Below are 26,342 nucleotides of genomic sequence, written 5' to 3'. Positions count from 1 at the left end.
GGCTGATGCAATGACCGACAATCGTTTCTTCAATCGATCGGAGTTCATCGGAATTCTGGTGCTCGCGGTCTTCCTGGTGGTGGTCCTGCCGCTCACACTTGATGTCTTCAGGCTCAATCTGGTCGCGAAATACCTGACCTATGCCTTCGTCGCGCTGGGGCTGGTGATCTGCTGGGGCTATGGCGGCATTCTGAGCCTCGGTCAGGGCGTGTTCTTCGGGCTCGGCGGCTACTGCATGGCGATGTTCCTCAAGCTCGAGGCGTCAAGCGTGGAGAACACCAAGATCCAGTCGACGCCCGGCATTCCCGATTTCATGGACTGGAATCAGATCACCGCGCTGCCGCTGTTCTGGAAGCCATTCAGCAGCCTCACCTTCACGATCGCCGCCATCATTCTCGTGCCTGGCATCTTCGCCCTCATCATCGGCACCGCGATGTTCAAGCGCCGGGTCGGCGGCACCTACTTCGCCATCATCACCCAGGCGGTCGCGGCCATCCTCACCATCCTGATCGTGGGACAGCAGGGCTACACCGGCGGAATCAACGGCATGACCGACCTGCGGACGTTGAAGGGCTGGGACATCCGGCCCGACCACGCCAAGATCGTGCTGTACTTCTTTGAAGTCGGGCTTCTGTTCGCCTGCATCATGATCGCGCAGTTCGTCCGGCACTCCAAGCTCGGGCGTATCCTGGTCGCGATGCGCGAGAAGGAGGATCGGGTCCGCTTCTCCGGCTACAGCGTCGCGAATTTCAAGATCTTCGCCTTCTGTATTGCCGCCGTGTTCGCCGCGATCGGGGGCGCCATGTTCGCGCTCAATGTCGGCTTCATGTCGCCGTCCTTCGTCGGCATCGTGCCGTCGATCGAAATGGTGATCTACACGGCGGTCGGCGGCCGGCTTTCGATCCTCGGCGCGGTCTACGGCACGCTGCTGGTCAACTTCGCCAAGACCAGCCTGTCGGAAACCTTCCCCGAATTGTGGCTGTTTGGCCTCGGCGGATTGTTCATCGCCGTGGTGCTGGCCTTCCCCAACGGTCTCGCCGGGATCTGGGGCGACTACGTGCAGCCGCGCATCGATCGCCTGATCTCGTCGCGCAAACCGAAACCTGACGGCTGGACCGACAGCTCGGTCGCCGACGGCGCCCCGGCGGAGTGAGGAGGTCATCATGCTCGTAGGTCACCACGATGCCGATGCCACGCTGGCAGTGAGGAGATAGATCATGCTCGTCGGTCATCAGCCCAAGGAATTCCTGCTCGCCGTCGAAGCACTGACCGTGTCGTTCGACGGGTTCAAGGCGGTCAACGATCTCTCGTTCTACGTCGACGAGAACGAGATCCGTGTCATCATCGGTCCCAACGGCGCCGGCAAGACCACCGTGCTCGACCTGATCTGCGGCAAGACCAAAGCAACGTCGGGTTCGATCCAGTTCCGTGGCAAGGAGCTGACGCGGATGAAGGAAAACGAGATCGTCAAGACGGGCGTCGGCCGCAAATTCCAGAACCCGTCGATCTACGACGATCTCACGGTGTTCGAGAATCTGGAGATCTCCTATCCGCGCGGCCGCTCGGTGTTCGGCGCGCTGAGCTTCACCCGCGACGCCGCCGTGCGCGACCGGGTGCACGAAGTCGCCGAAATGATCTTCCTGAAGGATCGGCTCAACGTGAACGCCGATCTGCTCAGCCACGGCCAGAAGCAGTGGCTCGAAATCGGCATGCTGCTGATCCAGGATCCGGATCTGCTGATGCTCGACGAGCCCGTCGCGGGCATGAGCGTGTCCGAACGCGCCAAGACCGCCGAGCTGCTCAACCGCATCATCAAGAACCGCTCGGTGCTGGTGATCGAGCACGACATGAAGTTCGTCGAGGACATCGCGCACAAGGTCACCGTGCTTCACCAGGGGCAAATCCTCTCCGAGGGCACCATGGAGAAGGTGAAGAACGACCCCAAGGTCGTCGAAGTCTATCTGGGCCATTAAAGGAGACGCGACGATGCTGGCTATTTCCGATCTTCACGTCGCCTACGGCCAGAGCGAGGTGCTGCACGGGCTCAACGTCAAGGTCGCCGCGAACGAGATCGTTGCGATCATGGGCCGCAACGGCATGGGCAAGACCACGCTGATGAAATCGCTGATGGGCATTCTCCCCGCCAAAAGCGGCTCGGTGACCATGGACGGTGCCGAGCTCGGCGGTCTGCCGAGCTACGAGCGCGTCGCAAAGGGCCTCGCCTATGTGCCGCAGGGCCGCATGATCTTCTCGACCATGACGGTGAAGGAGAACATCGAGACCGGCCTCGTCGTCTCCGGCGGGACCGAAGTGCCGGCCGACATCTACGAATTGTTTCCGGTGCTGCTGGAAATGAAGGGCCGCCGCGGCGGCAATCTCTCCGGCGGACAGCAGCAACAGCTCGCCATCGCCCGCGCGCTCGCGACCAAGCCGAAGGTGTTGCTGCTGGACGAACCGACCGAAGGCATCCAGCCGTCGATCATCAAGGACATGGCGCGCACCTTGAAGCGCATCCGCGACGAAAAGGGGCTCTCGATCGTGGTGTCGGAGCAGGTCCTGAGCTTCGCGCTCGATATCGCCGACCGCGTGCTGGTGATCGAGAACGGCGAGATCGTGCGCGACGATCCGCGCGACGCCGTCGATGCCGCGCAGGTCTCGAAATATCTGTCTGTCTAACCAACCGTGTAGAAAGGGGAGCATCTCGATGCCAGAGACACTGATCAAGGTCGATCTCACCAAATCGGCTTACGATAATGACATGGTGCACAACCGCTGGCACCCCGACATCCCGATCGTGGCCTGGGTCAATCCCGGCGACGATTTCATTATCGAGACCTATGACTGGACCGGCGGCTTCATCAAGAACAACGATTCCGCCGACGACGTGCGCGACATCGATCTTTCGATCGTGCATTTCCTCTCCGGCCCGATCGGCGTCAAGGGCGCCGAGCCCGGTGATCTCCTCGTCGTCGACCTGCTCGACGTCGGCCCGATGAAGGAGAGCCTTTGGGGCTTCAACGGCTTCTTCTCCAAGCAGAACGGCGGCGGCTTCCTGACCGACCATTTCCCGCTGGCGCAGAAGTCGATCTGGGACATCAAGGGTCTCTACACCTCGTCGCGTCACGTGCCCGGCGTCAACTTCGCAGGCCTGATCCATCCCGGCCTGATCGGCTGTCTGCCTGATCCGAAGATGCTGGAGACCTGGAACAAGCGTGAGGCCGAGCTGATCTCGACCAACCCCACCCGCGTGCCCGGCCTCGCCAACCCGCCGTTCGCGGCGACCGCCCATGGCGGCCGCGCCAAGGGCGATGTGAAAGCCAAGATCGGTGCGGAAGGTGCGCGCACCGTGCCGCCGCGCGAGCACGGCGGCAATTGCGACATCAAGGATCTCTCCCGCGGCTCGAAGATCTACTTCCCGGTCTACGTGCCGGGCGCCGGTCTCTCGATGGGTGACCTGCATTTCAGCCAGGGCGACGGCGAGATCACCTTCTGCGGTGCCATCGAAATGGCCGGCTGGTTGCATCTGAAGGTCGAGGTGATCAAGGACGGCATGGCGAAGTACGGCATCAAGAACCCGATCTTCAAGCCGTCGCCGATCACGCCGAACTACAAGGACTATCTCATCTTCGAGGGCATCTCGGTCGACGAGGCCGGCAAGCAGCACTATCTCGACGTCCACATCGCCTATCGCCAGGCCTGCCTCAACGCGATCGAGTATCTGAAGAAGTTCGGCTACTCCGGCGCCCAGGCTTATTCGATCCTCGGCACCGCGCCGTGCCAGGGCCACATCTCCGGCGTGGTCGACGTTCCCAATGCCTGCGCCACGCTGTGGCTGCCGACCGAGATCTTCGACTTCGACGTGATGCCGTCGGCGGCAGGACCCATCAAGCACATCACGGGCGATATCCAGATGCCGATCTCGCCGGACAAATAGTCTCCCTGCGCGACGGGATGCGGGACGGCGCGTATCTGCCGCCCCGCATCCGCCGCGGGAATTCTCTCACAGGCAACAGCGTAGGGATGATGCGATGCCGGTCTATGAATATCTCTGTGACGACTGCGGTCCGTTCAAGGATTTGCGCCCGATGGCGGAATGCGACGATCCGCAAAACTGCCCACACTGCGAGACGATGGCGCCCCGCGTCATTCTGACCGCACCGAATTTCTTCTGCATGCCGGCGGACAAGCGCAAGGCGCACGCCGTCAACGAGCGCAGCTCGCACGCGCCGCAGACGCTCGCCCAATACAAGGCCTCGCACGGCCCGGGTTGCGGCTGCTGCTCCACGGGCAAGACCGTGAAGGACAAGAGCTCGACCGACAAGAAAAAGCCCGCGCGGCTGATGACCAAGACCAGGAGCGGCGCCAAGGGCTTTCCGACCGCGCGCCCCTGGATGATCAGCCACTAACTCGGTCGCTCGATCGACGGCAACCTCAAACGAATAAAAGACAGGAGCGCTCAAAATGCTTCACGGTGACATTTCCAGCAGCAACGACACCGTCGGTGTTGCAGTGGTGAACTACAAGATGCCCCGCCTGCACACCAAGGCCGAGGTGCTCGACAACGCCCGCAAGATCGCCGACATGCTGGTGGGCATGAAGGCGGGCCTACCCGGCATGGATCTCGTGATCTTCCCGGAATACTCGACCCAGGGCATCATGTACGACTCCAAGGAGATGTACGAGACGGCCTCGGCGGTGCCAGGTGAAGAGACCGCGATCTTCGCGGAGGCCTGCCGCAAGGCCAAGGTCTGGGGCGTGTTCTCGCTGACCGGCGAACGCCACGAGGAGCATCCGCACAAGGCGCCCTACAACACCCTGATCCTGATGAACGACAAGGGTGAGATCGTCCAGAAGTACCGCAAGATCATGCCATGGGTGCCGATCGAGGGCTGGTATCCCGGCAATTGCACCTATGTCTCCGACGGCCCGAAAGGGATGAAGGTCAGCCTGATCATCTGCGACGACGGCAACTTTCCGGAGATCTGGCGCGACTGTGCCATGAAGGGCGCCGAATTGATCGTGCGCTGCCAAGGCTACATGTATCCGGCCAAGGAGCAACAGGTCATGATCTCCAAGGCGATGGCGTGGGCCAACAACGTCTATGTCGCCGTCGCCAACGCCGCCGGCTTCGACGGCGTCTATTCCTACTTCGGTCACTCCGCGATCATCGGCTTCGACGGCCGGACGCTCGGCGAGTGCGGCGAGGAGGACTACGGCATCCAATATGCCCAGCTGTCGAAACATCTGATCCGCGATGCGCGCCGCAACGGCCAGTCGCAGAACCATCTCTACAAGCTGGTCCACCGCGGCTACACCGGCATGATCAATTCCGGCGAAAGCCCGCGCGGCGTCGCGGCCTGCCCCTATGATTTCTACAAGAACTGGATCGCCGACCCGGAAGGGACGCGGGACATGGTCGAGGCGATGACCCGTTCGACGCCGGGGACGGAGGAATGTCCGATCGACGGCATCCCGAATGGGTCGGCGGCGAGCAATTACTGAGCTATTGCGGACGGCGCGCTTGCCATTCATGCGAATGCGCCGGGGAAGGGGCACGGGGCGCGGCCCTGGATGATCAGCCAAGATGTGAACAGCTGTACATGGAACGGACATTCTGACGCATGGGCGCATGCGCGGGGTAGGAATTGAGCCCGGCAAAACCGTGGCTCGGTTGCAACATGAGTTGTTGAATCTGCCCAAGTTGCGGTCCCGTTGGCTGATTCTCGAGGAACCGTAGTTCTACCGGCCAGCCTCATGGCCTAAGTTCCTCGCGGCGCCGCTGGGGAGCGCCGCGGGTGAGGGGAAGAGCGTGGGGGCTTGGTTGCCATCGAGCGGGCGGGGTTGCTCGCGTCGTGCCACCGCTGTTCGCGCGGCATTCTGGATCGGCCTCGCCTTGAGCGCGGCGGCGGCGGCGAGCCCCGCAGCAGCGCAGCAAATCTTCAACGGGTCGCAGACCACGCCGAACGGCGCCGTCAACGGCGGAGGCGGCGTCTGGGACGCCACCACCACGAATTGGACGGACGTCTTCGGTTCGACCAGCACTGCTTACGATCCCTCGTCAGTCGGCACGGTGTTCGGCTACTCGGGAGTCTCGACGCCGGCAAGCGGTGGCACGGTGACGGTTACGCCAGGCGGCGTGCAGCTCACCAGCCTCGTGGGCTTCGACCTCACCGGCGACGGTTCTGTCTACACCATTCAGGGCGGCGATCTCAGGCTAGCCTCCGGGGGGACGACGTTCTTCACCAACGATGTCACCGGCACGACAGACCCATCGGCCGTCATCGCCTCGCGCATCACCGGCAGTGGTGGCATCTCCGTGCAGGGACCCGGCATCCTGGCGCTGCTGGGCGCCAACACCTATACCGGCGACACTTTCATCTGTTCGTGCGCAGCGCTGCAGCTCGGTGACGCCACCCACACCGCGAGCATCATTGGCGCCGTTAACAACGAGGGCCTCTTCAATATCGTCAATGCCGATACATCGGGAATTACATCGCTCCTGAACGCTATCTCCGGCACGACGATGTTCCTCAACGCGACCTCCGCCAGCTCTATGGTGATCACCAATAACGGCCAGCTGTACTTCGGTGATCCGCTCGGGGGCGGCACCGACACCGCCACGGCCGGCCGGGCGACCATCATCAATGACGGCGGCTTGACCGGCTTCTTTGGCCGGACCAATGCGGGCACGGCCAACATCACCAACCAGAATGGCGGCGGCACCGCATTCCTCGATCAATCCTCGGCGGGCTCCGCGACCATCGTGAACAAGGATTTCAGCGGGACCGTGTTTGGTACGCTGTCCGGGTCCGATACTGCGACCGCCGGCAATGCAACCATTATCAACGAGGCCGATGGCCTGACCAATTTCGGTGCGTTCACGACGGCCGGCAACGCCACGATCATCACCAAGGACGGTGGCAAGACCGAGTTCTTCGATAATTCCACCGGCGGCAATGCGCGCTTCATCACCACCGGCACAGGCGTCGTCGATTTCGGGATCAGCCTCGGCCCGAACGGCGACGGCCGCATCACGGCCGGTTCGATCGAAGGCAATGGCACCTACTATATCGGTGGCGGCAACACGCTCGTCGTCGGCAGCAATAACCGCTCCGCGCTGGTTGATGGCGTCATCGGCGACTACGATCCCTGCGGGTGTGGTTTCATCGGCTCCGGCTCGCTGGAAAAGGTCGGCAGCGGAACGCTGATCCTCTCCGGCACAAACACTTACACCGGTACGACGACGGTGAATGGCGGCATCCTGCGGGTTGATGGCGACATCTCGCAATCGAGCCTGACCACCGTGAATGCCGGCGGTGCGTTGTTCGGCGCCGGGATTGTCGGCAACACCGTTATCGCCACCGGTGGCATCTATGCGCCCGGCGACGGCGGCCCGGGCTCAAGCATGCAGGTCCAGGGCGATCTCACCTTGCAGCCCGGCTCGGTCTATGTTGTGCAGGCCGGTAGTGGATTCAGCACGAGCCATGCGCTCGTCAGCGGCAACGTCACGCTGGACGGGACCGTGGGTGTCGCGCTGTATCCCGGCAGCAAGATAATGCAACACTACTCGATCATGCAGTTTTTCGGCAGCGCCACCGGTAATTTCGCCGACGTTGCCGCGCCGGGTGGCCTAGTCGGCACGACGACGGTCGGGTCAAACGAAGTGTTCCTCGATTTCACGCTGAACTATGGCGCGAAATACGCGCTCAACATCAACCAGCAGAACGTCGCCACGACGCTTCAGAATTTCTTCAACACCAATGGCTTCCTTCAAGCCGAATTCGCGGGCCTCGGCCCCAACGGCCTGACCCAGGCCTCCGGCGAACCGGCAACGGGGTCGCAACAGACGACCTTCAATGCGATGAACCTGTTCCTCGGCCTCTTGACCGATGTGTTCGGCTCGGGACGCAGCGGCACATCAGGTGCGACGCCCTATGCCGACGAGCCGAGCGCGAATGCCTATGCCGCGACCGGCAAGGGCGGGCGTGACAAGAACGCGCGCGACGCCTTCGCCTCGATCTACCGCAAGGCACCGGCCGCAACCTTCGAGCAGCGCTGGGATGTGTGGGCGGCCGGCTATGGTGGCTCGCAGACCACCGACGGCAATGTCGCGCTCGGTTCGAACAACACCACCAGCAGTATCTATGGTACTGCCGTCGGCCTCGACTATCGCTTCTCGCCGTCGACGATCGCCGGCTTTGCGCTTGCCGGCGGTGGAACCGGCTTCAACGTCAACGGGCTCGGCTGGGGCCGCTCCGACCTGTTCCAGGCCGGCGCCTTCGTTCGTCACACGGCAGGACCTGCCTATATCACGGCGGCACTGGCCTATGGCTGGCAGGACGTCACGACCAACCGCATCGTCACGGCCGCCGGCGTCGATCAGCTGCGGGCGCAGTTCAACGCAAATGCGCTCTCGGGCCGTGTCGAGGGCGGTTACCGCTACGCTACGCAGTGGATCGGCCTCACGCCCTATGCTGCGGCCCAGGCCACCCTGTTCAGCCTGCCGAACTATTCGGAGTTCGCGGTGGTCGGCAACAGCACCTTCGCGCTCAACTATGCCGCCAAGGACGTGACCAGCACCCGCACCGAGCTCGGCCTGCGCGCCGACAAATCATTCGCCGCGGCCGGTGGCCTGATGACCCTGCGCGGCCGCGTCGCCTGGGCGCATGATTACAATCCGGACCGCACCGTCGGCGCGGTGTTCCAGACCCTGCCGGGATCGGCCTTCGTCGTGAACGGTGCGGCGCAGGCGCGCGATTCCGCGCTGACCACGGCGGCGGTGCAGATGAACTGGATGAACGGCTGGTCTGCGTCGGCGACCTTCGAGGGCGAGTTCTCGAACGTCACCCGCTCCTACGCCGGCAAGGGCGTCGTGCGCTACGCGTGGTAGAGCGTTGCCACCCTCCCCTGGAGGGGGAGGATAAGAAGGCGTCACTGCTTCTTCTGCGGAGGCTTGCGCGGCGGGCGCGGGGCGGCGGCAGGCGTGGGCGTGCCAGCCATCTTGTTGGCGGCGTCGCTGACGTCGAGCAGCGAGCGGCGGATGTCCTCGACGTAAGCAGCCGACTTCTTCTTCATGGCGTCGGCGAGCTCGTGCAGTCCCCTGATCTTCTCGAACAGCTCGTCCGCCTTGCCGTCGGCGAAGCCGGGGACCACGCCTTCGATCTTGGTGACCGCCTTGTCGAAGCCCGCGAAGGCGCTGTCGACCTTGGCCATGACCGAGTCGATTTCGCCGCCCTTGCTTCTGAGATCGGCGGTGTAGTTCTCGAACGTGCGCAGGCCGTCCTTGATCGCAGGGGCATTGCTGACGATCGTGCGATCGACGCTGTGCAGGGTGTCGACGATGGATTCGGCGTCGCTGAGATCGGCGATCAGCATGGGGACGCCGTCCGTATCCAGCGGCACCGGCGGCGCGGAGGGCGCGCCGCCGATCAACGAAATCGCGGCGACGCCGGTGAGACCCTGGAACTCGATGCCCGCAACCGTGTCCTTGCGAATCGGCGCGGTGTTGTCGAGCATCACCAGCGCCACGATCTTGCGCGGATTATCCAGCTTGATCGACAGGATCTGGCCCGCGGGAACACCGTCGAAATTGACCGGCCCGCCGCGGCGCAGGCCGCTGGCGGAGCCGCCCTCGAACACCACGCGCAACTGGCTCCGGCTCTGGGCGGTGCGCCATTTCTGCACGCCGAGCACGCCGCCGAACGCCACGGCGATGACCGCCAGCGTCGCCGTTCCGATTACGAGGTTGCTCGCGCGTGCCATGCAGGGCGATTTTACGGCCAAAGCGGGATGGTTGGAAGGACGATGCTGCGGCCGCAATACTAGAGCGGGCGGGTTAACGACTTGTCCGCCGTAGCTCGAAGAGCGAAGGCGGAAGCGTAACCCGCCAATCCGCCTTACGCGACATCAATGCCCGGCCGCGCGTTTTGCAGCAGCATTATTCAATACGATCAGCGCGTCGACGGCGACGCCCGTTTTGGTGTTGATCAGGAACGGGTTGACGTCGATCGAGGCGATCCGGTCGCCGGCATCTGCGATCAAATTGGACAGGCCGACCAGCGCTTTCACCGCGGAGGCTTCGTGCAGGGCCGGCTTGCCGCGATAGCCGCGCATCTTGATACCGGCCTTGGTGCGGCCGATCAGGAGCCGGGCCTCGGCCTCGTCCAGCGGTGCGCCGGCGAGCGCGACGTCCTTCATCAGCTCGATGTCGATGCCGCCGGTGCCGAACAGCACGACCGGCCCCATCTCGGCATCGAGCGAGGCGCCGACCACGAGCTCGAGATCGGCCTTGACCTGCTGCGCGATCAGGATGCCGTCGAGCTTCGGCTTGCCCTTCAGCTTCGCCACCCGCGCGGTGATGTCGGCGAATGCCTTCTTCACCTCGGCGGCGCTGTTAAGATTCAGTACCACGCCGCCGATGTCGGATTTGTGCAGGATCTCGGCGCTGACGACTTTTGCCACGACCGGGAAACCGATCTGCTTCGCGATCTTCGCGGCGTCCGCCGCCGTCTGCGCAATCGCTTCCTTCGAGACTGGAATGCCATAGGCCTTCAGCAGCTTCTTCGAGGCGACCTCGTCGAGCGCGGCACCGCTCGCCGATTTCAGCGCCTTCTCCAGCACGGCGCGGGCGGCAGGCTTCGAGCTCGAGACGATGTCGGGCACTTCCTTGCGCAGCCTCGCATAGGCGAGCAGCGACTTGATCGCGGTCACCGCACGGTCCATGCCCTGCATGACCGCGAGATGCGGCAGCGATTTGCGCAAGCCCTTGGTGAACTCGGTGAAGCCGATCGACATCGCGCTGATGTAGATCACCGGCTTGCCGGCCCGGCTCGCCATCCCATCGACGATGCGCAGATTGCGCTCGCGCAGCTCGTGCGGCGCCTTGGGCAGTTCGGCATCGATGATGACGATGTCGATATCGGGGTCGTCGATCATCAGCTCGATCGACTTCATGTAGACGGAGGGATCGACCACCGCGGCAAAGCCGGCATCGAGCGGATTGCCCACGATCGAGCCCGGCCCGAGCATCTTCGCCAGTTCGGAGCCGACGTGCGGGCTCAGCGGCGCAAAGTTCAGGCCTTCGGCATAGAAGGCGTCAAGCAGCATGCCACGCTTGCCGCCTGATAGCGTGACCGCGGCGAGCCGGTCGCCCTTGGGCACGGCCGAGTGAACGAAGCATTCGGTGGTCTCGATCAGCTCGTCGAGCCCGCCGACCCGGATCACGCCTTCACGGGTCGCGATGGCGTCGAAGGTTTCGATTGAGCCCGCGAGCGCACCGGTATGCGCCATCGCCGCGGCGCGGCCGCCCTCGGACGAACCGAGCTTGAGTGCGATGACCGGCTTGCTTGCCGCGCGCGCGGCCTTGCAGGCGTCGCGAAACGCCTTGGTGTTGCGCACGCCTTCGAGATAGACCACGATCACCTTGATGCTCGGATCCTCGGCGAAATAGCGCATCAGGTCCGGCGTCTCGAGCCCGGCCTCGTTGCCGGTCGTCACCATGTAACCGACCCCGACGCCGCGATCCTCCAGCGCCTGCCGGATCGCCATCACGATGGCGCCGGATTGCCCGGCGATCGCCACCGCACCCTGTTCCATGGTGACGACACGGTCGTCGATATTGGTGAAGAGCTTTTCGCCCGCGCTCAGATTGCCGAGGCAGTTCGGGCCGGTGACGGCGAGCCCCGTTTCGCGTATCGCGGCTTGCAATTCGGCAGCGAGCTTCTGGCTCTCCTCATCCTGCAACTCGCTGAAGCCCGAGGTGACGATGGTGGCCGAGCGCGCGCCGCCGGCGGCGGCGTCGCGGATCACCTGCACGGCAAAGCGCGCGGGCACCAGCACCAGCACGTGATCGGGCTTTTCCGGGAGGCTCGCGAAATCCTTGTAGCAGGGCACGCCCCAGACGGTGTCGCGCTTGGCGTTGACCGGATAGAGCCCGCCCTCGTAGCCGTACTTGACGAGGTTGTTCCAGATGCGCTCGGCATAATTGCCGGGCTTGTCGGTCGCGCCCACCAGCACAATGTTGTGCGGGTGCAGCATGGCGTGGATGCCCTTGACGATGTCGCTGGCATCGGGCGCTGGAGACCATGGACGCGGAGAAACGGACGCAGCAGGTACCTTGGCTTCCATGGCGCTTCCTCACCTCTTGTTCTTGTTGCAGCGCGCTGTCTTGCGCCGGCGTCTGGCGGGATTGATCGTGATGGCTCCATGCCGCGTGGCGGAATGGCGGGTGCTTCGCGACAAGGCTAGCATCACCAGACTTTTGGCGAAAGTGCGAACGATCGGACGACGTGCCACGACTGCGTGACGCGCATTCTTTCAAATGGTGATCACGCCTCTGCTATCGTTCAGTAACGCAGCAGGCGCAGCTTGTAGGCGTAGTGATAGGCCAACTGCTTCGCGAGATAGGAAGCGATGGCGCGCCGGATCTGCATCTGCGTCGGATCGAAGCCGAGAACGCGGCGCCGCAGGATGCCCATCTCCCTGACGCCGAGCGCGTAGGTTGAAGCCGTCTTCTGTGCATCGTGGATGCGGAAGCAGGCGAGAAATCGCGGCAGGCGCACGAACTTGAATTCCGCGGCTTGCGCCCGCAGGATAAAATCCCAGTCCATCGCGTAGTGAAAGCTCTCGTCGATGGGCCCGATCATGTCCCACACGCGCTTGCGCCAGAACATCGTCTCCTGCGGGATGTAGTCGGCATATTGCAAAGCCTTGCCGTCATGGGGCGGCAGCACGGCGCGTCCGACCTCGAGCCCCTCGCGGTCGACGAAGATGCGATGGCCGTAGACGACGTCGACATCGGGATGCGACATGAAGTAGTTGGCGACATAGGCGAGCGCTCCGGGCAGCAGCATGTCATCGCTGTTGAGATAGGCCATGATCTCGCAATCGGCACCGGCGAAGCCGAGATTGATGGCGTTCGACTGCCCCTTGTCCGGCTCGCTCGTCCAGCTGATGCCTTCGCCTCCGCTCTTCAGGAGATCGATCGTGCCGTCGATCGAGGCGCCGTCCTGCACGTGATAAGTGAGCTTCGGATAGTTCTGACTGACGATGCTCTCGATCGTGGCGCCGAGATATTGCGCCTGATTGTAGCTCGGTGTGACCATCGTGATCCGCGGCGCATTCGCCGGGATCGCGGGCGCAGGCGGGAAGGCAGTCAGGTTGAGCAGGCGCGGCGGATATTGCTCGAAGGTCCACATCGGCGGGCGTCGCCAGAGGCTCCGCAGCGAGGACCGTCTCTGTCCGGCAGCAATGAGGTCCTGATTCCGTTCAAGGAGCGCGACACGATTTTCGAGTTGCTCCAGCCGCTGTTCGAGGCGCTGCCTGAACTCGTCGTCCATTACAGGTTGTCCTGAAAATTACAGCGCCAAAAGATCAATCGGCTGTTCTTACAGGTCTATGGGAGACGACGCCAGTTCAGCGGCCCGATCAAGCGCGGTTCCCCGGCTGTTCGGCGCGGTCTCTATCGATCCCGGATGGCCGATTGCGAACCGCTATTCACCTGTTTCGATCAAGGTGGCATGCAGGACGTAGCGCTCGGGCCCGGGCGTGACGGCGTCGAAGGGCCAGCAGGTCGTGAGCACCAGTTGGACATCTTGCGCCGCGGGATCGATGCCGGAATCATCGAAGCGAACCACAGCGGAGGAATCCGCCCGATAGCGAAAGTGCTTTCCGTCACGGCGTGTGACATCGATTACGTCACCAATGGCGACATTCCGCAGGAAGCGGAAATGTGTATCGCGGTGCGCAGCATATACGGCAATGCCGCGCTCGCCGGCATCAGCCGTTTGGTGGATATGGCCGGGTCCGAACGCGAGGGCCTGGCCGCTGGCGCCTTCGAGCACGATCGCGCTGGCCCCGATCCGCTTCACCTCGATCCGCGCGACCGGCCAGGTGTCGGCCCATGACCACGGCTTGACCGGCTCGCCGGTCGCAACGCTCCTGTCGAACGCGCGCTCCAGCAGCACCTGCGCGAGCCGTGCCTTGGCATGGATGTAGGCGCCGTCACCGAACAGGATGAGGCCGACAAGTGCAAGAGCGAGAGGAGAGATCAGGCGGAGCATTGTTTCCACACGCGTCATTGCGAGCGCAGCCAAGCAATCCAGAATCCTTCCGCGGAGGCAGCCTGGATTGCTTCGCTGCGCTCGCAATGACGGCAAGAAGAAAAAGGCGCGCGCGGCCGTTGGTATGGGACGGGCAGCCGCGCGCGCTAACAGAGGAGTTCGGGGGGCTCCTCTCTCAAACGACGTCAGTGAGCAAGGGCTGACGCCGGTTGAACACGTACAGAATCAGTGCGAGCACGATCAGGATGAAACCTGCGATCATCTTGAGCTCGGCCGAGGTTGCGGTCTTCGGTAGGCGGATCGTATCGGGCGCGGCGGGCGTCGGCCGCCTCGTCGCCGGCTGGTTGCGCGCATCCGCATGGCGTTCGCGCAACTGTGTGGGCGTCAGGTGCGGTCGCTCGCCAAAAACCTTCTCGAAATCCCAACCGGCCGGCAGGTTGAGCGGTAGCTCGCTGAGCTTGAGCGGCGCGCCCTCGGGGCGGCTCGGCGTCTTGTCGACCGCGACGAGGCTGGTGAGCCGCGTGACGATCTGATGGTCGAGCGCCAGCGCGAGGATCGCCTTGTCGGAGTCTTCGGGCGTCATCTCGCGCATGGTACGCGCCACCTCGGCATCGCCGATCTTGCGCTTGGCCCAGAGTTTTGACAGGCCCTTGCCTTCGGCGGCGTTTTGCAGCGGCAGCGTCACCGACCACGGGCGGTCGCCGACACGTCCCTTGATCTCGAGCGAGCCGGCGAGCTTGTCGAGCTTTGCCGCCAGCACCAGCGGTTCGTCGCGATAGACGTCGGGAATGATCGCAGGCGTCACGTCTGCCTTGGCATCGGAGAACTTTACGCTGAGCCCGGTCACCGCGGGGTTCTCCAGCTTGGCGAACAGGCCGCGCATGCGCTCCTCGACCTGCTCGACGGAGCCGATATGGGTGAAGGCCCCACGGCCGAGCTCGGCGGCGCGCGTCATCAGATAGGTGTTGGGCGCGGATCCGATGCCGACCATGAACACGCGCGAGCGGCCCCGCATCGCAGTGATCGTTTCGAACAAGTGCTGTTCGTTGCCGATCGCGCCGTCGGTCAGGAACACCACCTGGCGGACCATGCTGGTGTCGCCAGCCTTGTCGGTCAGCGCGGCGCGCATCGCCGGCACCATCTCGGTGCCGCCGCGGGCCTGTAATCCATTCACGAAACCGAGTGCTTCGCCGAGATGCGCGGGGTCGGCCGGCACGGAGGTCGAGAACAGCACGTCCATGGTGTCGTCGAAACGGATCACATTGAAACGGTCATTCGGCTGGAGGCGGCCGAGGGCATAGAGTAGGCTCGCCTTGGCCTGAACGATCGACGTACCGCCCATCGAGCCCGAATTGTCGATCACGAACACGACCTCGCGCGGCAGCGGCTTTTGCGTCGTCTGCTCGGCACTGGGCGGGGTGACGAAGGCGAGCAAATAGTCGGCATCGCCGACACGCTCGCGGAACAGGCCAACCGATGGTGCCTTCTCCGCGGCCGGCTTCCAGGTCAGCTCGAAATCGCGGTCGGCGGCCACGGCGCCGTCAGCGAGCGTGACGATTCGCGTCGCATTGTCCGGGCTCTCGACCTTGACGTTATGGTGGTGACTCCTGACCTCGCCGAGCGCGAAGCCTGCCTTCAGGCGCACCGTGATGCTGGTCGGATTGACCGGCGCGTTTCTGGCGGGATCCAGCACCGGCGGCGAGATACGGTCGCGGTCCGGCACCGGCTCCGAATTGGTCGCGCCCCAGCCCGAGCCGTCCGTGCGGAAGTCGACGCTCTGCACGATCGGCGCCGGATTGTAGCGCGGCCCGACCACCAGCGGCAGCCGCAGCGAATATTCATTGCCGGATTGATGCACCGGCTCCTGATATTCGATCTGCACCAGCACGGTTTCGCCGGGACCGATATTGGCGACCGAATTGGTGAAGATGTTCGGCCGCTCCTGCTCGGTGAGCGCGGCCTTCTGGCCGGCACGGCGCGCCTGCTCGTAGATCACCCGTGCCTGCTGCCGCTCCTTGATGTCGCCGATGATGACGCGGTCACCGACCACCATCTTCAGCGTGTCGACGGCGCCGCCGGTGGGAAGCGGATAAACGTAGGTCGCCTCGACCCAGTCCTTGGTCGGATTGCGGAAGGCCTGGGTGACGCGGGCGCGCAGTGTCGGGCCTGATACCGTGATGTCGACGTCGATGCCGAGGCGGATCGCCTCCGTGTAGGCACCGTCCTCCTTCAGGAGAAGGGTGCCGGATTTGGCATCGCCGGGCTGGAGCAGGCTGGCCTGCTCCGTCGTCGCCGACCATCCGGGCTCAAGACTCACGAGCAGGGCCACGAAGGCGACCAGCATCACCGCGATGCCCTGCACCAGAAGAAACAATCCGAGCTTGATCAGCCGCCCCAGCATGGGGTGCTCGTCGCTGTCGGCTGTGTCGTAGCTATCCATTTCGCCTGCTCCCGAAGGGTGTTCGCTGGCTCCGAGCATCCGTCGGGAGCGCCTGAATGCGCGAGCAGAATGATCGGCAATGTTCCGCCGCGGCCGGCCCGGGCAGGCCAAGGCCGGGATGGCCATGTACGGTTTTGTGCTGGTTTGTCCGCCCTGCTAGACTGGCGTCCGTGGAGCAGGGCTGACGATGCAGATGCAGGATAAAGTCACCGACGGACAGCTTTCGGACGAGCAGAGCCGCGAGATCGCGGAGACCATTCGCGAGGAGCTCGCCAGGCGCCGGATTTCCCGGCAGGCGTTGGCCGAGCAGGCCAAGCTCAGCCTGTCGACGCTGGAGAAGGCGCTCGGTGGCCGGCGGCCGTTCACGCTGGCAACGACCGTGCGGCTGGAGCAGGCGCTGGGCGTCTCCTTGCGTAAAAGCACCGCCGTGGTGACGCCTCCGGCCGCAAACGATGTCGCGCCCGACAGCCTCGGCTCCTATGCGCATCGCGCGGTGACCTGGCTCGAGGACGTCTACATCACGCTGCGGCCGTCCTTCGGCGACAAGGATGCGATCTTCGCCTATCGCACCGAGATCGTCTGGGAGCCGAAGGTGTCTTCGCTGGTGTTCCGCGAGGGCGAGCGGACCGATGCCGCCTATGAGCATACCGGCGAAGTTGCGGTGCCGCATCAGTCCGGCTTCATCTATCTCGTCATCATCAAGCACGGCCAGCATCGCGTGATCACGGTGTCGCGGCCGACGGTTGCCGGCGAGATGTACGGCATCATCTCGACGCTCCGCGCCGGACCCGGCTCGCAACTGACGCCGATCGCAGCGCCGATCGCCTATGTGCCGCTCCGCAACGTTGCGAAGCCGTCCCTGGGACGGGTCGGCCCCGACGATGCCAACCATGCATTGTATGGAAAGCATCTGCGCCGCACGGTGGAGGAATCGTTCGCGTTGTTTCTGTCGGTATAGTCCGCGAGAAAGAGTCCGGAATGGCGTCGCGTGCGTCTATAAGGGAATATGCAGGACGTGCCCGCACCATACGGCGGTGAATCTCCGCTGTTCTCCATCATCATCCCGCTGGAACATCACCGCGGGCAGTGGGAGCTGTCCTGGCTCGGCTGGACGTCGCAGACCGCCGACAAATCGCTTTACGAAATCATCCTGGTGGTGCCGCCTGATTTCGAGGCACTCAACGAGCTGAAGGCGCTGGCCGGCGGCAAAGCGCGCCTCGAATTCACCAATTCGGACCATGACATCGGGCTCTGCGCCTTCGGCGCCACCAAGGCCCGCGGCAAATATCTGTTCTTCACGGAGTCGCATTGCCGGCCCGAGCCTGACGTGATGGAGGCCTGCATCCGCGCGATCGACGCGCGTCCCGACTGGGCGGGGTTCTCCTGTCAGTCGGTGCCGATCTGCCATAACCGGCTGTCCGTGGCGGAGGCCGCCATGTACCAGGCCGACATCGAGTTCGGCATGAAACAGCATCCCTGGCGCAAGGTGCTGGACCAGTGCTTCGTGACGCGGCGCGACGTCTATCGGGAATGCGGCGGCCTGCGCGAGGAATTCGGCCATTTCGCCGAATGGGTGCTCGCCGCCGCGTATCACGCGAGGGGCCATACGATCGGCTATCTCGAGGAGGCGCGCTTCCATCACTACTATATCGGCGAAATCGGCGAGCTGAAGACATTCACGCTCGATTTCGTGCGGGGCGAGATCCGCTATCTCAGCGAAGCGCACAACGATCCCGGCAGCGAGCTGCTCGAAACTCCGGTCGAGTGGAGCAGCCGCGGCGATTTCAACGTCGCGCTGGCGCGTAGCGCCCTTGCTGCACGGATGCGCGCCGGCGGCGTAACCGGCGAAGGCCTGCAGGCGATCGGGCGTTGGGGCGCGATCGCACTGGCCGGCGACCGCCTTGCGCTTGGTCTTGCACGTTTGTCGGCAGGCTATGCGCGTTGCAGTCTGACCCTGCTCACCATGGGCGGCTCTCGCGGCAGCATCGCGCGCTGGCTGAAGCGCTATATCGCCGCGCTGATCCACTATCAGCGCCTCCATTGTATCCGTGGCATTCGGGGGAGCCTTGGCGGAGCTGCGCAGAGTCCCGGCGATCAGATGGTCGCACAGGCCGGCTTCCATGCCTGGGAGGTCTGGCAGGGCCGCAGCTTCCGCTGGAGCGAGCCGGAAGCCGCCTTGCGGATCGAGGCGCCGCCTGGACGCACCATCATTCGCATCGCGTCGCCGGAAATTCGCGAGCCGCTGGATCGGATCGGCGTGCAGTTCTATCTCGACGGCGTGCGCGTTGCGGATACCGCGACCGCGATCGACGCGGGTGCCTTCGTTCTTCAGCTCGATCTGCCGCCATCGGGCGGGGCGATCCTGGCATGGGCCTGTCCGCGTTTTGCGGCCATCGATGACCCGCGCCGGCTCGGCCTGCCGGTCGCGGGGATCGACGTCAGTGCAGGCGAAGACGTCAGCTGCACGTCTCCGCCCGTTGCTGCGATGCGTGGCTAGCCGCCCGTTTCGGCGCTGATGATGTCGCCGAACAGCTCCCACTGGCCCTTCTTGAACCGCCACATCTTGAGCTGCTCGATTGGCGCGAAGTCGGTAGATGAGGTGTTGATCTTGATCCCCGGGATCAGCGTGTCGGGGACGAAGTCCTTCAGGCTGGCGGCCTGCTTCATCACGTTCTCACGGGTCAGATTGTCGCCCGACTGCTTCAGCACCTGCACCATCGTCTGGGCTGCGGCATAGGCGTACACCAGATTGGCGTCCGAGATGTTCGCACCGGGCATGTACTTGTCGATGAAGGTCATGAATTTCTTCATGCCCTCGTCGTCCTTCCACTGCGGATCCGACGCATCCTTCAGATAGCCGGCCGACAGCACGCCTTCGGATGCCTCGAGGCCGGCCGGCTTCATCACCGCGCCGATGGAGACCGAGACGTCGGTCATCAGGTGCATCGGCTTCCACTCGAGCTCCGCGATCTTCTTGATGGCCTGGGCCGCGAATTTCGGGGTCGCGATGTTCACGAAGACATCGGCACCGGTGCCCTTGAGCTTGACGATGTGGGCGTCGATCGACGGCTCCGAGGTCTCGTAGCTCTCCTCGGCCACGATCAGCTTCGATGCCTTGTCTCCGAACACGTCCTTGATGCCGGCGAGGTAGTCTTTGCCGAAATCGTCGTTGGCATAGAAGATCGCGACCTTCGCGTCCGGCCTCTCCTTCAGAATGTATTTTGCGAAGATCTGTGCCTCGACCCGGTAGCTGGGCTGGAAGCCCATGGTCCAGGGAAAGTTCTTCGGGTCGTTCCACTTGCTGGCGCCGGTGGCGAGGAAGAGCTGCGGCACCTTCTTGGAATTGTGATACTTCTGCACGGCGGTCTGGGTCGGCGTGCCCAGCGCGTTGAAGACCAGGAAGACCTCGTCGCTCTCGATCAGCTTGCGGATCTGCTCCACGGTCTTCGGCGGCGAGTAGCCGTCATCATAGGAAATCCAGTTGATCTTGCGGCCGTTGATGCCGCCCTGGTCGTTGATCATCTTGAAATAGGCTTCCTCGGTCTTGCCGATGATGCCGTAGGCGGACGCGGGACCGGAATAGGCCTCGACATTGCCGATCCTGATCTCGGTGTCGGTGACGCCGGTGTCGTACGCCTTCTGCGCATACGCGGACGGGGTCGCAAGCAGCGTCAACGCCGTTGCCGCGGCAAGCAGGGAGAGTTTCTTGTTCATGAAAATTCCTTGGGGTTTTCTTTGCGGTTTCTTCTGGGTTGGAGCAGGCACGTCAGAAACGAAGAAGCGCCCGCAAGGGGCGCTTTGATCAGGCGTTGGCGACTTTCTTGTCGACTTCGGACGCCACCGAGAATTCTTTCCGCAACGTCGGCTTGTGGATCTTGCCGGTGGCGTTGCGCGGCAGCGCATCGACGAAGCGCACCTGTCGTGGGCATTTGAAGCGCGCGAGATTGGCCGCGCAGTGCGCAAAGACATCCGCCTCGGTCAGCCGCTGACCGGGCTTGGCTGCGACGATGGCGAGCCCTACCTCGCCCCATTGCGGATCGGGAATGCCGATCACGGCGGCTTCCGCGATCGCGGGGAGCTGATGCAAGACGTTCTCGACCTCGGCCGGATAGACGTTCTCGCCGCCCGAGATGTACATGTCCTTCCAGCGGTCGACGATGTAGTAGAAGCCTTCCTCGTCGACGCGCGTCGCATCGCCCGTGTGCAGCCAGCCGTCGGTGAAGGATGTCTTGTTCGCCTCCGGCCTGTTCCAGTAGCCCGGCGTGATGTTCGGGCCCTTGACCCAGAGCTCGCCGAGTTCGCCGACCTCGGCATCGCTGCCGTCGGGTCGCACGATCCGCACCTCGGTGTGCAGCACCGGCTTGCCGGCCGAACCCGCCTTGCGTGCCGCATCCTCGCGATCCAGCACCAGCACGGCCGGCGAGGTCTCGGTCATGCCGTAGCCCTGCTGCAGCGCGACGCCGCGCGCCTCCCACACCTTGAGCAGCGGCACCGGCATCGGCGCGCCGCCGACACCGCAGACGATCAACCGGGTCAGGTCAGTCGTCGCGAAGGCCGGATGCTGTGCCATGAACTGATAGATCGCGGGCACGCCGAAGAACACGTTGATGCCCTGCGCCGGATCGTTGATCAGGCCGAGCGCCGTGCCGGGATCGAAGGCGCGCATGATCATCACGGTGCCGCCGGCATGCAGCACCGGGTTGGTGTAGCAATTGAGCCCGCCGGTGTGGAACAGCGGCAGCACCGTGAGCAGCACCGAGGCCGGACCGATGCAGGCGGGGCCGCCGAGATTGACGCAATTCCAGAACGTCATGCCATGGGTGATGGTCGCACCCTTGGGATGGCCCGTGGTGCCCGACGTGTACATGATGGTCGAGACGTCATCGAGCGTGACCTCCTCGGCGCGGGCAAGCGGCTTGGCGGACGCGATGCCGGTCTCGTAAGCGCCGCCGGGGCCGAGCAGCAGGCTGGTCGCGACGTTGCAGAGCTTTGCGACGGCGAGCGCGGTCTCGGCGAGATCGGTGTCGTGGATCATCACCTTCGGCGCGCAATCGCCGGTGATGAACTGGAGCTCGGGAACGGTGAGGCGGGTGTTCAGCGGCACGAAGACGGCGCCGAGCCGTCCGCAGGCGAACTGCACCTCCAGCGTATCGGTCGTGTTCAGCGCCAGCACCGCGACGCGGTCACCGCGCGAGACCTTGAGAGTGTCACGGAGAAATCCGGCCAGGCGCGAGACGCGGGCATCGAGCTGCGAATAGGTGAAGCGGCGCTCGCTCGCGAGGTCGATGACCGCGACCTTGTCAGGCGTACGGCGGCCGTGATGGACGATCCAGTCGTAATAACGAACGGCCAAAAATCCCTCCCTCGGCGGTCTTGTGCCGCCTGCGTCCCTATTTGCCGGGCACCATGCCCGGCGTGGCCCTGGGGCCAGCCGGAGTTTGTGCGCACGTCTTTTTTTGCCCCGGAGTTGGCCTGCGAGCGGCGAAAATCGTCTTGCGTTGAGTTGCTAGGCGATGGGCTGCCGTGCAGCGGTTCCCCCGGTCAGCCACTCTGCGCAAGTGAGCGGCAAATGTTCCGGCCATGGTGGCCAACACGAATCCGCCAGCAGGGCGAGACGACGATGAAGAGCCCGTTCTATACCACCGAGCATGACGCCTTCCGCGAGGTGATGCGCCGCTTTGTCGAGAAGGAGATCACGCCCTTTGCCCATGAATGGGACGAGGCCGGCGAATTTCCCCGCGTGCTTTATCGCAAGGCGGCCGAGATTGGCCTGTTGGGGCTCAGATTCCCCGAGGAATATGGCGGGATCGCCGCCGACCAGTTCATGAAGATCGTCGCGAGCCAGGAATTGGCGCGCGCCGGGGCCGGCGGGGTCAGCGCCAGCCTGATGAGCCACACCATCGGCTCGCCGCCGATCGCGCGGGCGGCGCGCCCGGAGGTCAAGGCACGCGTGCTGCCGCAGGTGCTGTCGGGTGAGAAGATCTCCGCGTTGGCAATCACCGAGCCGGGCGGCGGCTCTGATGTCGCGAACCTCCGCACCAGGGCGCGGCGCGATGGCGATCACTACGTCGTGACCGGCGAGAAGACCTTCATCACCTCAGGGATGCGCGCCGACTATCTGACCGTTGCGGTGCGTACAGGCGGCGAGGGCGCCGGCGGCGTCAGCCTGCTTCTGATCGAGGGTGACACGCCCGGCCTGTCACGGACGAAACTGAAGAAGATGGGCTGGTGGGCCTCCGACACCGCGACGCTGCATTTCGATGACTGCCGCGTGCCGGCCGAAAACCTGATCGGCGAGGAAGGCCAGGGCTTCAAGATCATCATGCGGAATTTCAACAGCGAGCGCATGGGCATGGCGGCCGGCTGCACCGCCTTCGCGCGGGTCTGCCTCGACGAGGCGATCGCCTATGCCAAGGAGCGCAAGACTTTTGGCAAGCCGCTCGCCCAGCACCAGGTCATCCGTCACAAGATCGTCGACATGGCGCAGAAGGTCGCGGCATCCCAGTCGATGCTCGAAATGCTGGCCTGGCGGCTGGAGCAGGGCGAGAGCCCGGTCGCCGAAATCTGCATGATGAAGAACCAGGCGACGCAGACCATGGCGTTCTGCGCCTCCGAGGCCGTCCAGATCTTTGGCGGCGCCGGCTTCATGCGCGGCATCAAGGCCGAGCGCATCTACCGCGAGGTCAAGGTCAATGCCATCGGCGGCGGCACGGAGGAGATCATGAAGGATCTGGCGTCAAGGCAGATGGGGCTGTGAACGCCCCACCGTCATGCCCGGGCATAGCCGTCCGCAGGACGGCGTCGCTTCCGCTCGCCTATGTCCTGGGCATCCACGTTCTTGCTGCCGGCTGACGAAGACGTGGATGGCCGGGACAAGCCCGGCCATGACGAGCACATTGGAGATACCGAGAGCTGAGCTGACAAAAATGCTATTCACCGCCGACCACGACCACATCCGTCGTTCCCTGCAAAAGTTCATCGCGGGCGAGATCAACCCTCACGTCGATGAGTGGGAGAAGGCCGACATCTTCCCGGCGCATGAGCTGTTCAAGAAGATGGGCAGCCTCGGCTTCCTCGGGCTCAACAAGCCGGTCGAGTTCGGCGGCTCCGGCCTCGACTATTCCTACGCCCTGATGATGGCGGAGGAGCTGGGCGCAATCACCTGCGGCGGCGTGCCGATGGCGATCGGGGTGCAGACCGACATGGCAACGCCGGCGCTGGCGCGGTTCGGCTCGGACGAGGTACGGGGCGAATTCCTCAGCCCCTCGATATCAGGCGATTACGTCGCATGCATCGGCGTCTCCGAGCCCGGCGCCGGCTCGGACGTCGCCTCGATCAAGACCAATGCGCGCTCTGACGGCGACGACTACGTCATCAATGGCGGCAAGATGTGGATCACCAACGGCACCCAGGCCGACTGGATCTGCCTGCTGGCCAACTCCGGCGATGGGCCGGTTCACCGCAACAAGTCGCTGATCTGCGTGCCCATGAAGAGCAAGGGCGTCACGGTGGCGCGAAAGCTCGACAAGATGGGCATGCGCTCGTCAGACACCGCGCAGATCTTCTTCGACAATGTCCGCGTGCCCAAGCGCAACCGCATCGGCGAGGAGGGCAAGGGCTTTACCTACCAGATGATCCAGTTCCAGGAGGAGCGGCTCTGGGGCGCGGCGGCCTGCCTGAAGGCGCATGAATACATCATCAACGAAACCATCGAGTACACCCGCAACCGCAAGGCCTTCGGGAAGTCGATCCTCGACAACCAGGTCGTGCACTTCAAGCTCGCGGAGATGCAGACCGAAGTCGAGTTGTTGCGCGCGCTGATCTATCGCGCCGCCGAGCAACTCGTGGCCGGCGAGGACGTAACCAAGCTTGCGACCATGGCCAAGCTCAAAGCCGGCCGACTCGGCCGCGAGCTCACCGACGCCTGCTTGCAATATTGGGGCGGAATGGGCTTTACCAACGAGACGCCGGTCAGCCGTGCCTATCGCGATAGCCGGTTGACGTCGATCGGCGGCGGTGCCGACGAGGTCATGCTGATGGTCCTGTGCAAGATGATGGGCACGCTGCCCGGCAGTAAAGGGAATGCCTGATGATCACGCTCTATCACTGCGACGCCGCGCGCTCGTTCCGTCCGCTCTGGATGCTGGAGGAGATGGGGCTTCCGTACGAATTGAAGATGCTGCCGTTCCCGCCGCGGGTCTTCGCCAAGGAGTACCTTGCGCTCAATCCGCTCGGCACCATTCCCTTCATGGTCGACGGCGAGACGAAGATGACCGAGTCCTCCGGCATCTGCCATTACCTCGGCATCAAGCACGGACCGACGCCGTTGATGGTCGGACCCGAAGATCCCGCCTATGGCGCGTTCCTGAACTGGATGTATTTCAGCGATGCCACGTTAACCTTCCCGCAGACGCTGGTGCTCCGATACACCCAGCTCGAGCCGGAGGAGCGCCGCAATCCGCAGGTCGCAGGCGACTATGCGAAATGGTTCCTAGGGCGCCTGCGCGCGGTCGAGGCGGCGACGGCCGATGCCGAAACATTGTGCGCAGGCCGCTTCACCGCCGCTGACATTGTCATCGGCTACGCGCTCCGGCTTGCCAACAACGTCGGACTCGCCAAGGATTTCGGGCCAAATGTCGCAGCCTATTGGGCGCGGCTGCAGCAGCGCGACGGATTCAAGCGTGCGGTCGCTGCGGAGCAGAAGGCCGGCGTCGAGCAGAATGTTGCGCCGCGCGTGAGGGCGTAAGCATTCCGTAGGATGGGACTGCGGTCTCATCGCGGTTCCGGGACGACTGATCATCGTCCCGGAATGGTAATCTTTTGCGCGCCATGACAGCGCTATCGCGCCGTGACAGCGCCCAAATTTCCGCTAAGGTGACCTCCGTCCGCAGCGGCCAAAGAGCCGCGCGAGGAGGATCCCAATGGAAGATAACGGTCGCGAATCCGACCATCTGATGCTGATCACGCCGGAGCGGGTATTCTATGCCGGCCTGCTCGGCCGCCCCCGCAAGCGCACCCCCGGCTGCTGCCACGTCTATGTCGCTGTGAAGGGCAGCCTGCATCTGACGATCGACGACGTTCTCGCCACCGGCGAGCTGTTCGTGACCCTGCCGAACCAGCGGCATTCCATCGCCAGCGACTACCGCACTGCAATCAGCGTCACGCTCGAGCCGGAAAGCATGCCGGACGGCGTGATCGAGGCCCTGGCCGCGCGGCTGACCGGACCCGACCGGGCCGTCTATGCCCGCAAGATCCTCGCCGCCTATACGCTGCTGCGCCAGCGCCGCTATGGCGACATCACCACCGCCGAATTCGACGAGATGTGCTTTGGCGAGGCGCTGCCGCGTCGCGTGCTCGATCCGCGCGTGATGCGCGCCGTCGCCCGCATCGGCCGCTTCTCCGGCGAGCCGGTGACGGCGGATACGTGCGCGGCGGAAGCGGGGCTCTCGGCCTCGCGCTTCCTGCATCTGTTCAAGGAGGAGACCGGCATCTCGTTCCGCTCCTTCCGCGCCTGGAAGCGTGCGCGGCATTTGCTGCACTTCGCCAACCAGGACCTCAACCTCGCCCATCTCGCGCAGGACATCGGCTATCCCGACTCGACCCATTTCAGCCATTCGATCCGCCGCTTCTATGGATTGAAACCGCGCGCGATCTTCGTCGGCTCGCGCGACCTTGCGATCTACCGCAGCACCGAGACGGTGAGGCTCGCGGAGGCGAGCTAGCGTCGCTCTCGTAGGGTGGGCAAAGCGAAAGCGTGCCCACCATCTTCGTTCAGCGCCAAGACATGGTGGGCACGGCGCGAGAGCGCCTTTGCCCACCCTACGATAGCCGTGCCTTCCAGC

At 64.0% G+C, this 26,342-nt stretch carries 20 protein-coding genes; 13 read left to right on the top strand and 7 right to left on the bottom strand.

The window, feature by feature from the left end; translation table 11 throughout:
- The first annotated feature begins 10 nt into the window (after positions 1-10).
- The 7 genes from urtC (at position 11) to AB7Z56_RS41795 (ending at position 8,890) form a co-directional block, all read left to right on the top strand.
- Entirely contained in the window at positions 11-1,153 is a 1,143-nt protein-coding gene (urtC, locus tag AB7Z56_RS41825) for an urea ABC transporter permease subunit UrtC (protein ID WP_028155261.1), read from the top strand.
- Between the two features lie 64 nt (positions 1,154-1,217).
- Positions 1,218-1,973, top strand: a complete 756-nt coding sequence (gene urtD / locus AB7Z56_RS41820; RefSeq protein WP_354233256.1) for an urea ABC transporter ATP-binding protein UrtD — start codon at positions 1,218-1,220, stop codon at positions 1,971-1,973.
- A gap of 13 nt (positions 1,974-1,986) precedes the next feature.
- The gene (gene urtE / locus AB7Z56_RS41815; RefSeq protein ID WP_063980001.1) at positions 1,987-2,676 is read left to right on the top strand and encodes an urea ABC transporter ATP-binding subunit UrtE; all 690 of its coding nucleotides are present in this window, start codon (positions 1,987-1,989) and stop codon (positions 2,674-2,676) included.
- 28 nt (positions 2,677-2,704) lie between these two features.
- Positions 2,705-3,934 carry a formamidase gene (gene fmdA, locus AB7Z56_RS41810; protein ID WP_063980000.1) on the top strand — a complete coding sequence of 410 codons (1,230 nt, stop codon included), beginning with the start codon at positions 2,705-2,707 and terminating at the stop codon, positions 3,932-3,934.
- A gap of 94 nt (positions 3,935-4,028) precedes the next feature.
- Positions 4,029-4,406, top strand: a complete 378-nt coding sequence (locus tag AB7Z56_RS41805; protein WP_063979999.1) for an FmdB family zinc ribbon protein — start codon at positions 4,029-4,031, stop codon at positions 4,404-4,406.
- Between the two features lie 55 nt (positions 4,407-4,461).
- Positions 4,462-5,502: an aliphatic amidase gene (locus AB7Z56_RS41800; protein ID WP_063979998.1), complete on the top strand. Its 1,041-nt coding sequence runs from the start codon at positions 4,462-4,464 to the stop codon at positions 5,500-5,502.
- 391 nt (positions 5,503-5,893) lie between these two features.
- Positions 5,894-8,890, top strand: a complete 2,997-nt coding sequence (locus AB7Z56_RS41795) for an autotransporter outer membrane beta-barrel domain-containing protein (protein ID WP_063979997.1) — start codon at positions 5,894-5,896, stop codon at positions 8,888-8,890.
- A 41-nt stretch (positions 8,891-8,931) separates the two neighbouring features.
- Here AB7Z56_RS41795 and AB7Z56_RS41790 read toward each other — a convergent pair whose 3' ends face one another.
- The 5 genes from AB7Z56_RS41790 to AB7Z56_RS41770 form a co-directional block, all read right to left on the bottom strand.
- On the bottom strand, positions 8,932-9,762 hold the full coding sequence (locus AB7Z56_RS41790) for an MlaD family protein (RefSeq protein ID WP_063979996.1): 831 nt from the start codon (positions 9,760-9,762) through the stop codon (positions 8,932-8,934).
- A 144-nt stretch (positions 9,763-9,906) separates the two neighbouring features.
- The gene (locus AB7Z56_RS41785) at positions 9,907-12,126 is read right to left on the bottom strand and encodes an acetate--CoA ligase family protein (RefSeq protein WP_063979995.1); all 2,220 of its coding nucleotides are present in this window, start codon (positions 12,124-12,126) and stop codon (positions 9,907-9,909) included.
- Between the two features lie 218 nt (positions 12,127-12,344).
- Positions 12,345-13,337 (bottom strand): glycosyltransferase family 2 protein, encoded by a 993-nt coding sequence (locus AB7Z56_RS41780; protein WP_231143710.1) that lies wholly within the window; start codon positions 13,335-13,337, stop codon positions 12,345-12,347.
- Between the two features lie 153 nt (positions 13,338-13,490).
- The gene (locus AB7Z56_RS41775; protein WP_063979994.1) at positions 13,491-14,060 is read right to left on the bottom strand and encodes a class GN sortase; all 570 of its coding nucleotides are present in this window, start codon (positions 14,058-14,060) and stop codon (positions 13,491-13,493) included.
- 175 nt (positions 14,061-14,235) lie between these two features.
- Positions 14,236-16,500 carry a marine proteobacterial sortase target protein gene (locus AB7Z56_RS41770; protein WP_063979993.1) on the bottom strand — a complete coding sequence of 755 codons (2,265 nt, stop codon included), beginning with the start codon at positions 16,498-16,500 and terminating at the stop codon, positions 14,236-14,238.
- 187 nt (positions 16,501-16,687) lie between these two features.
- On the opposite strand from AB7Z56_RS41770, the gene AB7Z56_RS41765 reads away from it, so the two are divergent.
- Together AB7Z56_RS41765 and AB7Z56_RS41760 are read left to right on the top strand one after the other, a co-directional pair.
- A complete protein-coding gene (locus AB7Z56_RS41765; protein WP_063979992.1) occupies positions 16,688-17,458 on the top strand; it encodes a helix-turn-helix transcriptional regulator in 771 nt (256 codons plus the stop codon).
- A gap of 48 nt (positions 17,459-17,506) precedes the next feature.
- Complete coding sequence (locus AB7Z56_RS41760; RefSeq protein WP_063979991.1) at positions 17,507-18,997, top strand: glycosyltransferase family 2 protein; 1,491 nt, start codon at positions 17,507-17,509, stop codon at positions 18,995-18,997.
- Here AB7Z56_RS41760 and AB7Z56_RS41755 read toward each other — a convergent pair.
- Positions 18,994-20,214, bottom strand: coding sequence for an ABC transporter substrate-binding protein (locus AB7Z56_RS41755; protein WP_063979990.1), 1,221 nt, complete (start codon positions 20,212-20,214; stop codon positions 18,994-18,996). The genes AB7Z56_RS41760 and AB7Z56_RS41755 overlap by 4 nt on opposite strands.
- Before the next feature lie 88 nt (positions 20,215-20,302).
- Positions 20,303-21,853, bottom strand: a complete 1,551-nt coding sequence (locus AB7Z56_RS41750) for an acyl-CoA synthetase (protein WP_063979989.1) — start codon at positions 21,851-21,853, stop codon at positions 20,303-20,305.
- Between the two features lie 267 nt (positions 21,854-22,120).
- On the opposite strand from AB7Z56_RS41750, the gene AB7Z56_RS41745 reads away from it, so the two are divergent.
- From AB7Z56_RS41745 to AB7Z56_RS41730, 4 genes are all read left to right on the top strand, one after another.
- A complete protein-coding gene (locus AB7Z56_RS41745) occupies positions 22,121-23,257 on the top strand; it encodes an acyl-CoA dehydrogenase family protein (RefSeq protein ID WP_441256816.1) in 1,137 nt (378 codons plus the stop codon).
- A 169-nt stretch (positions 23,258-23,426) separates the two neighbouring features.
- On the top strand, positions 23,427-24,590 hold the full coding sequence (locus tag AB7Z56_RS41740) for an acyl-CoA dehydrogenase family protein (protein WP_063979987.1): 1,164 nt from the start codon (positions 23,427-23,429) through the stop codon (positions 24,588-24,590).
- The gene (locus AB7Z56_RS41735; RefSeq protein ID WP_063979986.1) at positions 24,590-25,246 is read left to right on the top strand and encodes a glutathione S-transferase family protein; all 657 of its coding nucleotides are present in this window, start codon (positions 24,590-24,592) and stop codon (positions 25,244-25,246) included. Before AB7Z56_RS41740 ends, AB7Z56_RS41735 begins: the two co-directional genes overlap by 1 nt.
- A 175-nt stretch (positions 25,247-25,421) precedes the next feature.
- On the top strand, positions 25,422-26,222 hold the full coding sequence (locus tag AB7Z56_RS41730) for a helix-turn-helix domain-containing protein (RefSeq protein ID WP_063979985.1): 801 nt from the start codon (positions 25,422-25,424) through the stop codon (positions 26,220-26,222).
- The last annotated feature ends 120 nt before the right edge of the window (positions 26,223-26,342 follow it).

Source organism: Bradyrhizobium sp. 482_C4_N1_8 (assembly GCF_052075965.1).
Taxonomy (GTDB): domain Bacteria; phylum Pseudomonadota; class Alphaproteobacteria; order Rhizobiales; family Xanthobacteraceae; genus Bradyrhizobium; species Bradyrhizobium barranii.
This window is presented reverse-complemented; position numbering and strand designations above follow the sequence as displayed.

What these genes read in the sequence shown, in the direction of transcription:
- AB7Z56_RS41735 (WP_063979986.1), top strand. Translation starts at nt 24,590, where the DNA reads ATGATCACGCTCTATCACTGCGACGCCGCGCGCTCGTTCCGTCCGCTC.
- AB7Z56_RS41730 (WP_063979985.1), top strand. Translation starts at nt 25,422, where the DNA reads ATGGAAGATAACGGTCGCGAATCCGACCATCTGATGCTGATCACGCCG.
- AB7Z56_RS41785 (WP_063979995.1), bottom strand. Translation starts at nt 12,126, where the DNA reads ATGGAAGCCAAGGTACCTGCTGCGTCCGTTTCTCCGCGTCCATGGTCT.
- AB7Z56_RS41770 (WP_063979993.1), bottom strand. Translation starts at nt 16,500, where the DNA reads ATGGATAGCTACGACACAGCCGACAGCGACGAGCACCCCATGCTGGGG.
- AB7Z56_RS41775 (WP_063979994.1), bottom strand. Translation starts at nt 14,060, where the DNA reads ATGCTCCGCCTGATCTCTCCTCTCGCTCTTGCACTTGTCGGCCTCATC.
- urtD (WP_354233256.1), top strand. Translation starts at nt 1,218, where the DNA reads ATGCTCGTCGGTCATCAGCCCAAGGAATTCCTGCTCGCCGTCGAAGCA.
- AB7Z56_RS41780 (WP_231143710.1), bottom strand. Translation starts at nt 13,337, where the DNA reads ATGGACGACGAGTTCAGGCAGCGCCTCGAACAGCGGCTGGAGCAACTC.
- fmdA (WP_063980000.1), top strand. Translation starts at nt 2,705, where the DNA reads ATGCCAGAGACACTGATCAAGGTCGATCTCACCAAATCGGCTTACGAT.
- urtC (WP_028155261.1), top strand. Translation starts at nt 11, where the DNA reads ATGACCGACAATCGTTTCTTCAATCGATCGGAGTTCATCGGAATTCTG.
- AB7Z56_RS41805 (WP_063979999.1), top strand. Translation starts at nt 4,029, where the DNA reads ATGCCGGTCTATGAATATCTCTGTGACGACTGCGGTCCGTTCAAGGAT.
- urtE (WP_063980001.1), top strand. Translation starts at nt 1,987, where the DNA reads ATGCTGGCTATTTCCGATCTTCACGTCGCCTACGGCCAGAGCGAGGTG.
- AB7Z56_RS41745 (WP_441256816.1), top strand. Translation starts at nt 22,121, where the DNA reads ATGAAGAGCCCGTTCTATACCACCGAGCATGACGCCTTCCGCGAGGTG.
- AB7Z56_RS41800 (WP_063979998.1), top strand. Translation starts at nt 4,462, where the DNA reads ATGCTTCACGGTGACATTTCCAGCAGCAACGACACCGTCGGTGTTGCA.
- AB7Z56_RS41765 (WP_063979992.1), top strand. Translation starts at nt 16,688, where the DNA reads ATGCAGATGCAGGATAAAGTCACCGACGGACAGCTTTCGGACGAGCAG.
- AB7Z56_RS41790 (WP_063979996.1), bottom strand. Translation starts at nt 9,762, where the DNA reads ATGGCACGCGCGAGCAACCTCGTAATCGGAACGGCGACGCTGGCGGTC.
- AB7Z56_RS41760 (WP_063979991.1), top strand. Translation starts at nt 17,507, where the DNA reads ATGCAGGACGTGCCCGCACCATACGGCGGTGAATCTCCGCTGTTCTCC.
- AB7Z56_RS41740 (WP_063979987.1), top strand. Translation starts at nt 23,427, where the DNA reads ATGCTATTCACCGCCGACCACGACCACATCCGTCGTTCCCTGCAAAAG.
- AB7Z56_RS41755 (WP_063979990.1), bottom strand. Translation starts at nt 20,214, where the DNA reads ATGAACAAGAAACTCTCCCTGCTTGCCGCGGCAACGGCGTTGACGCTG.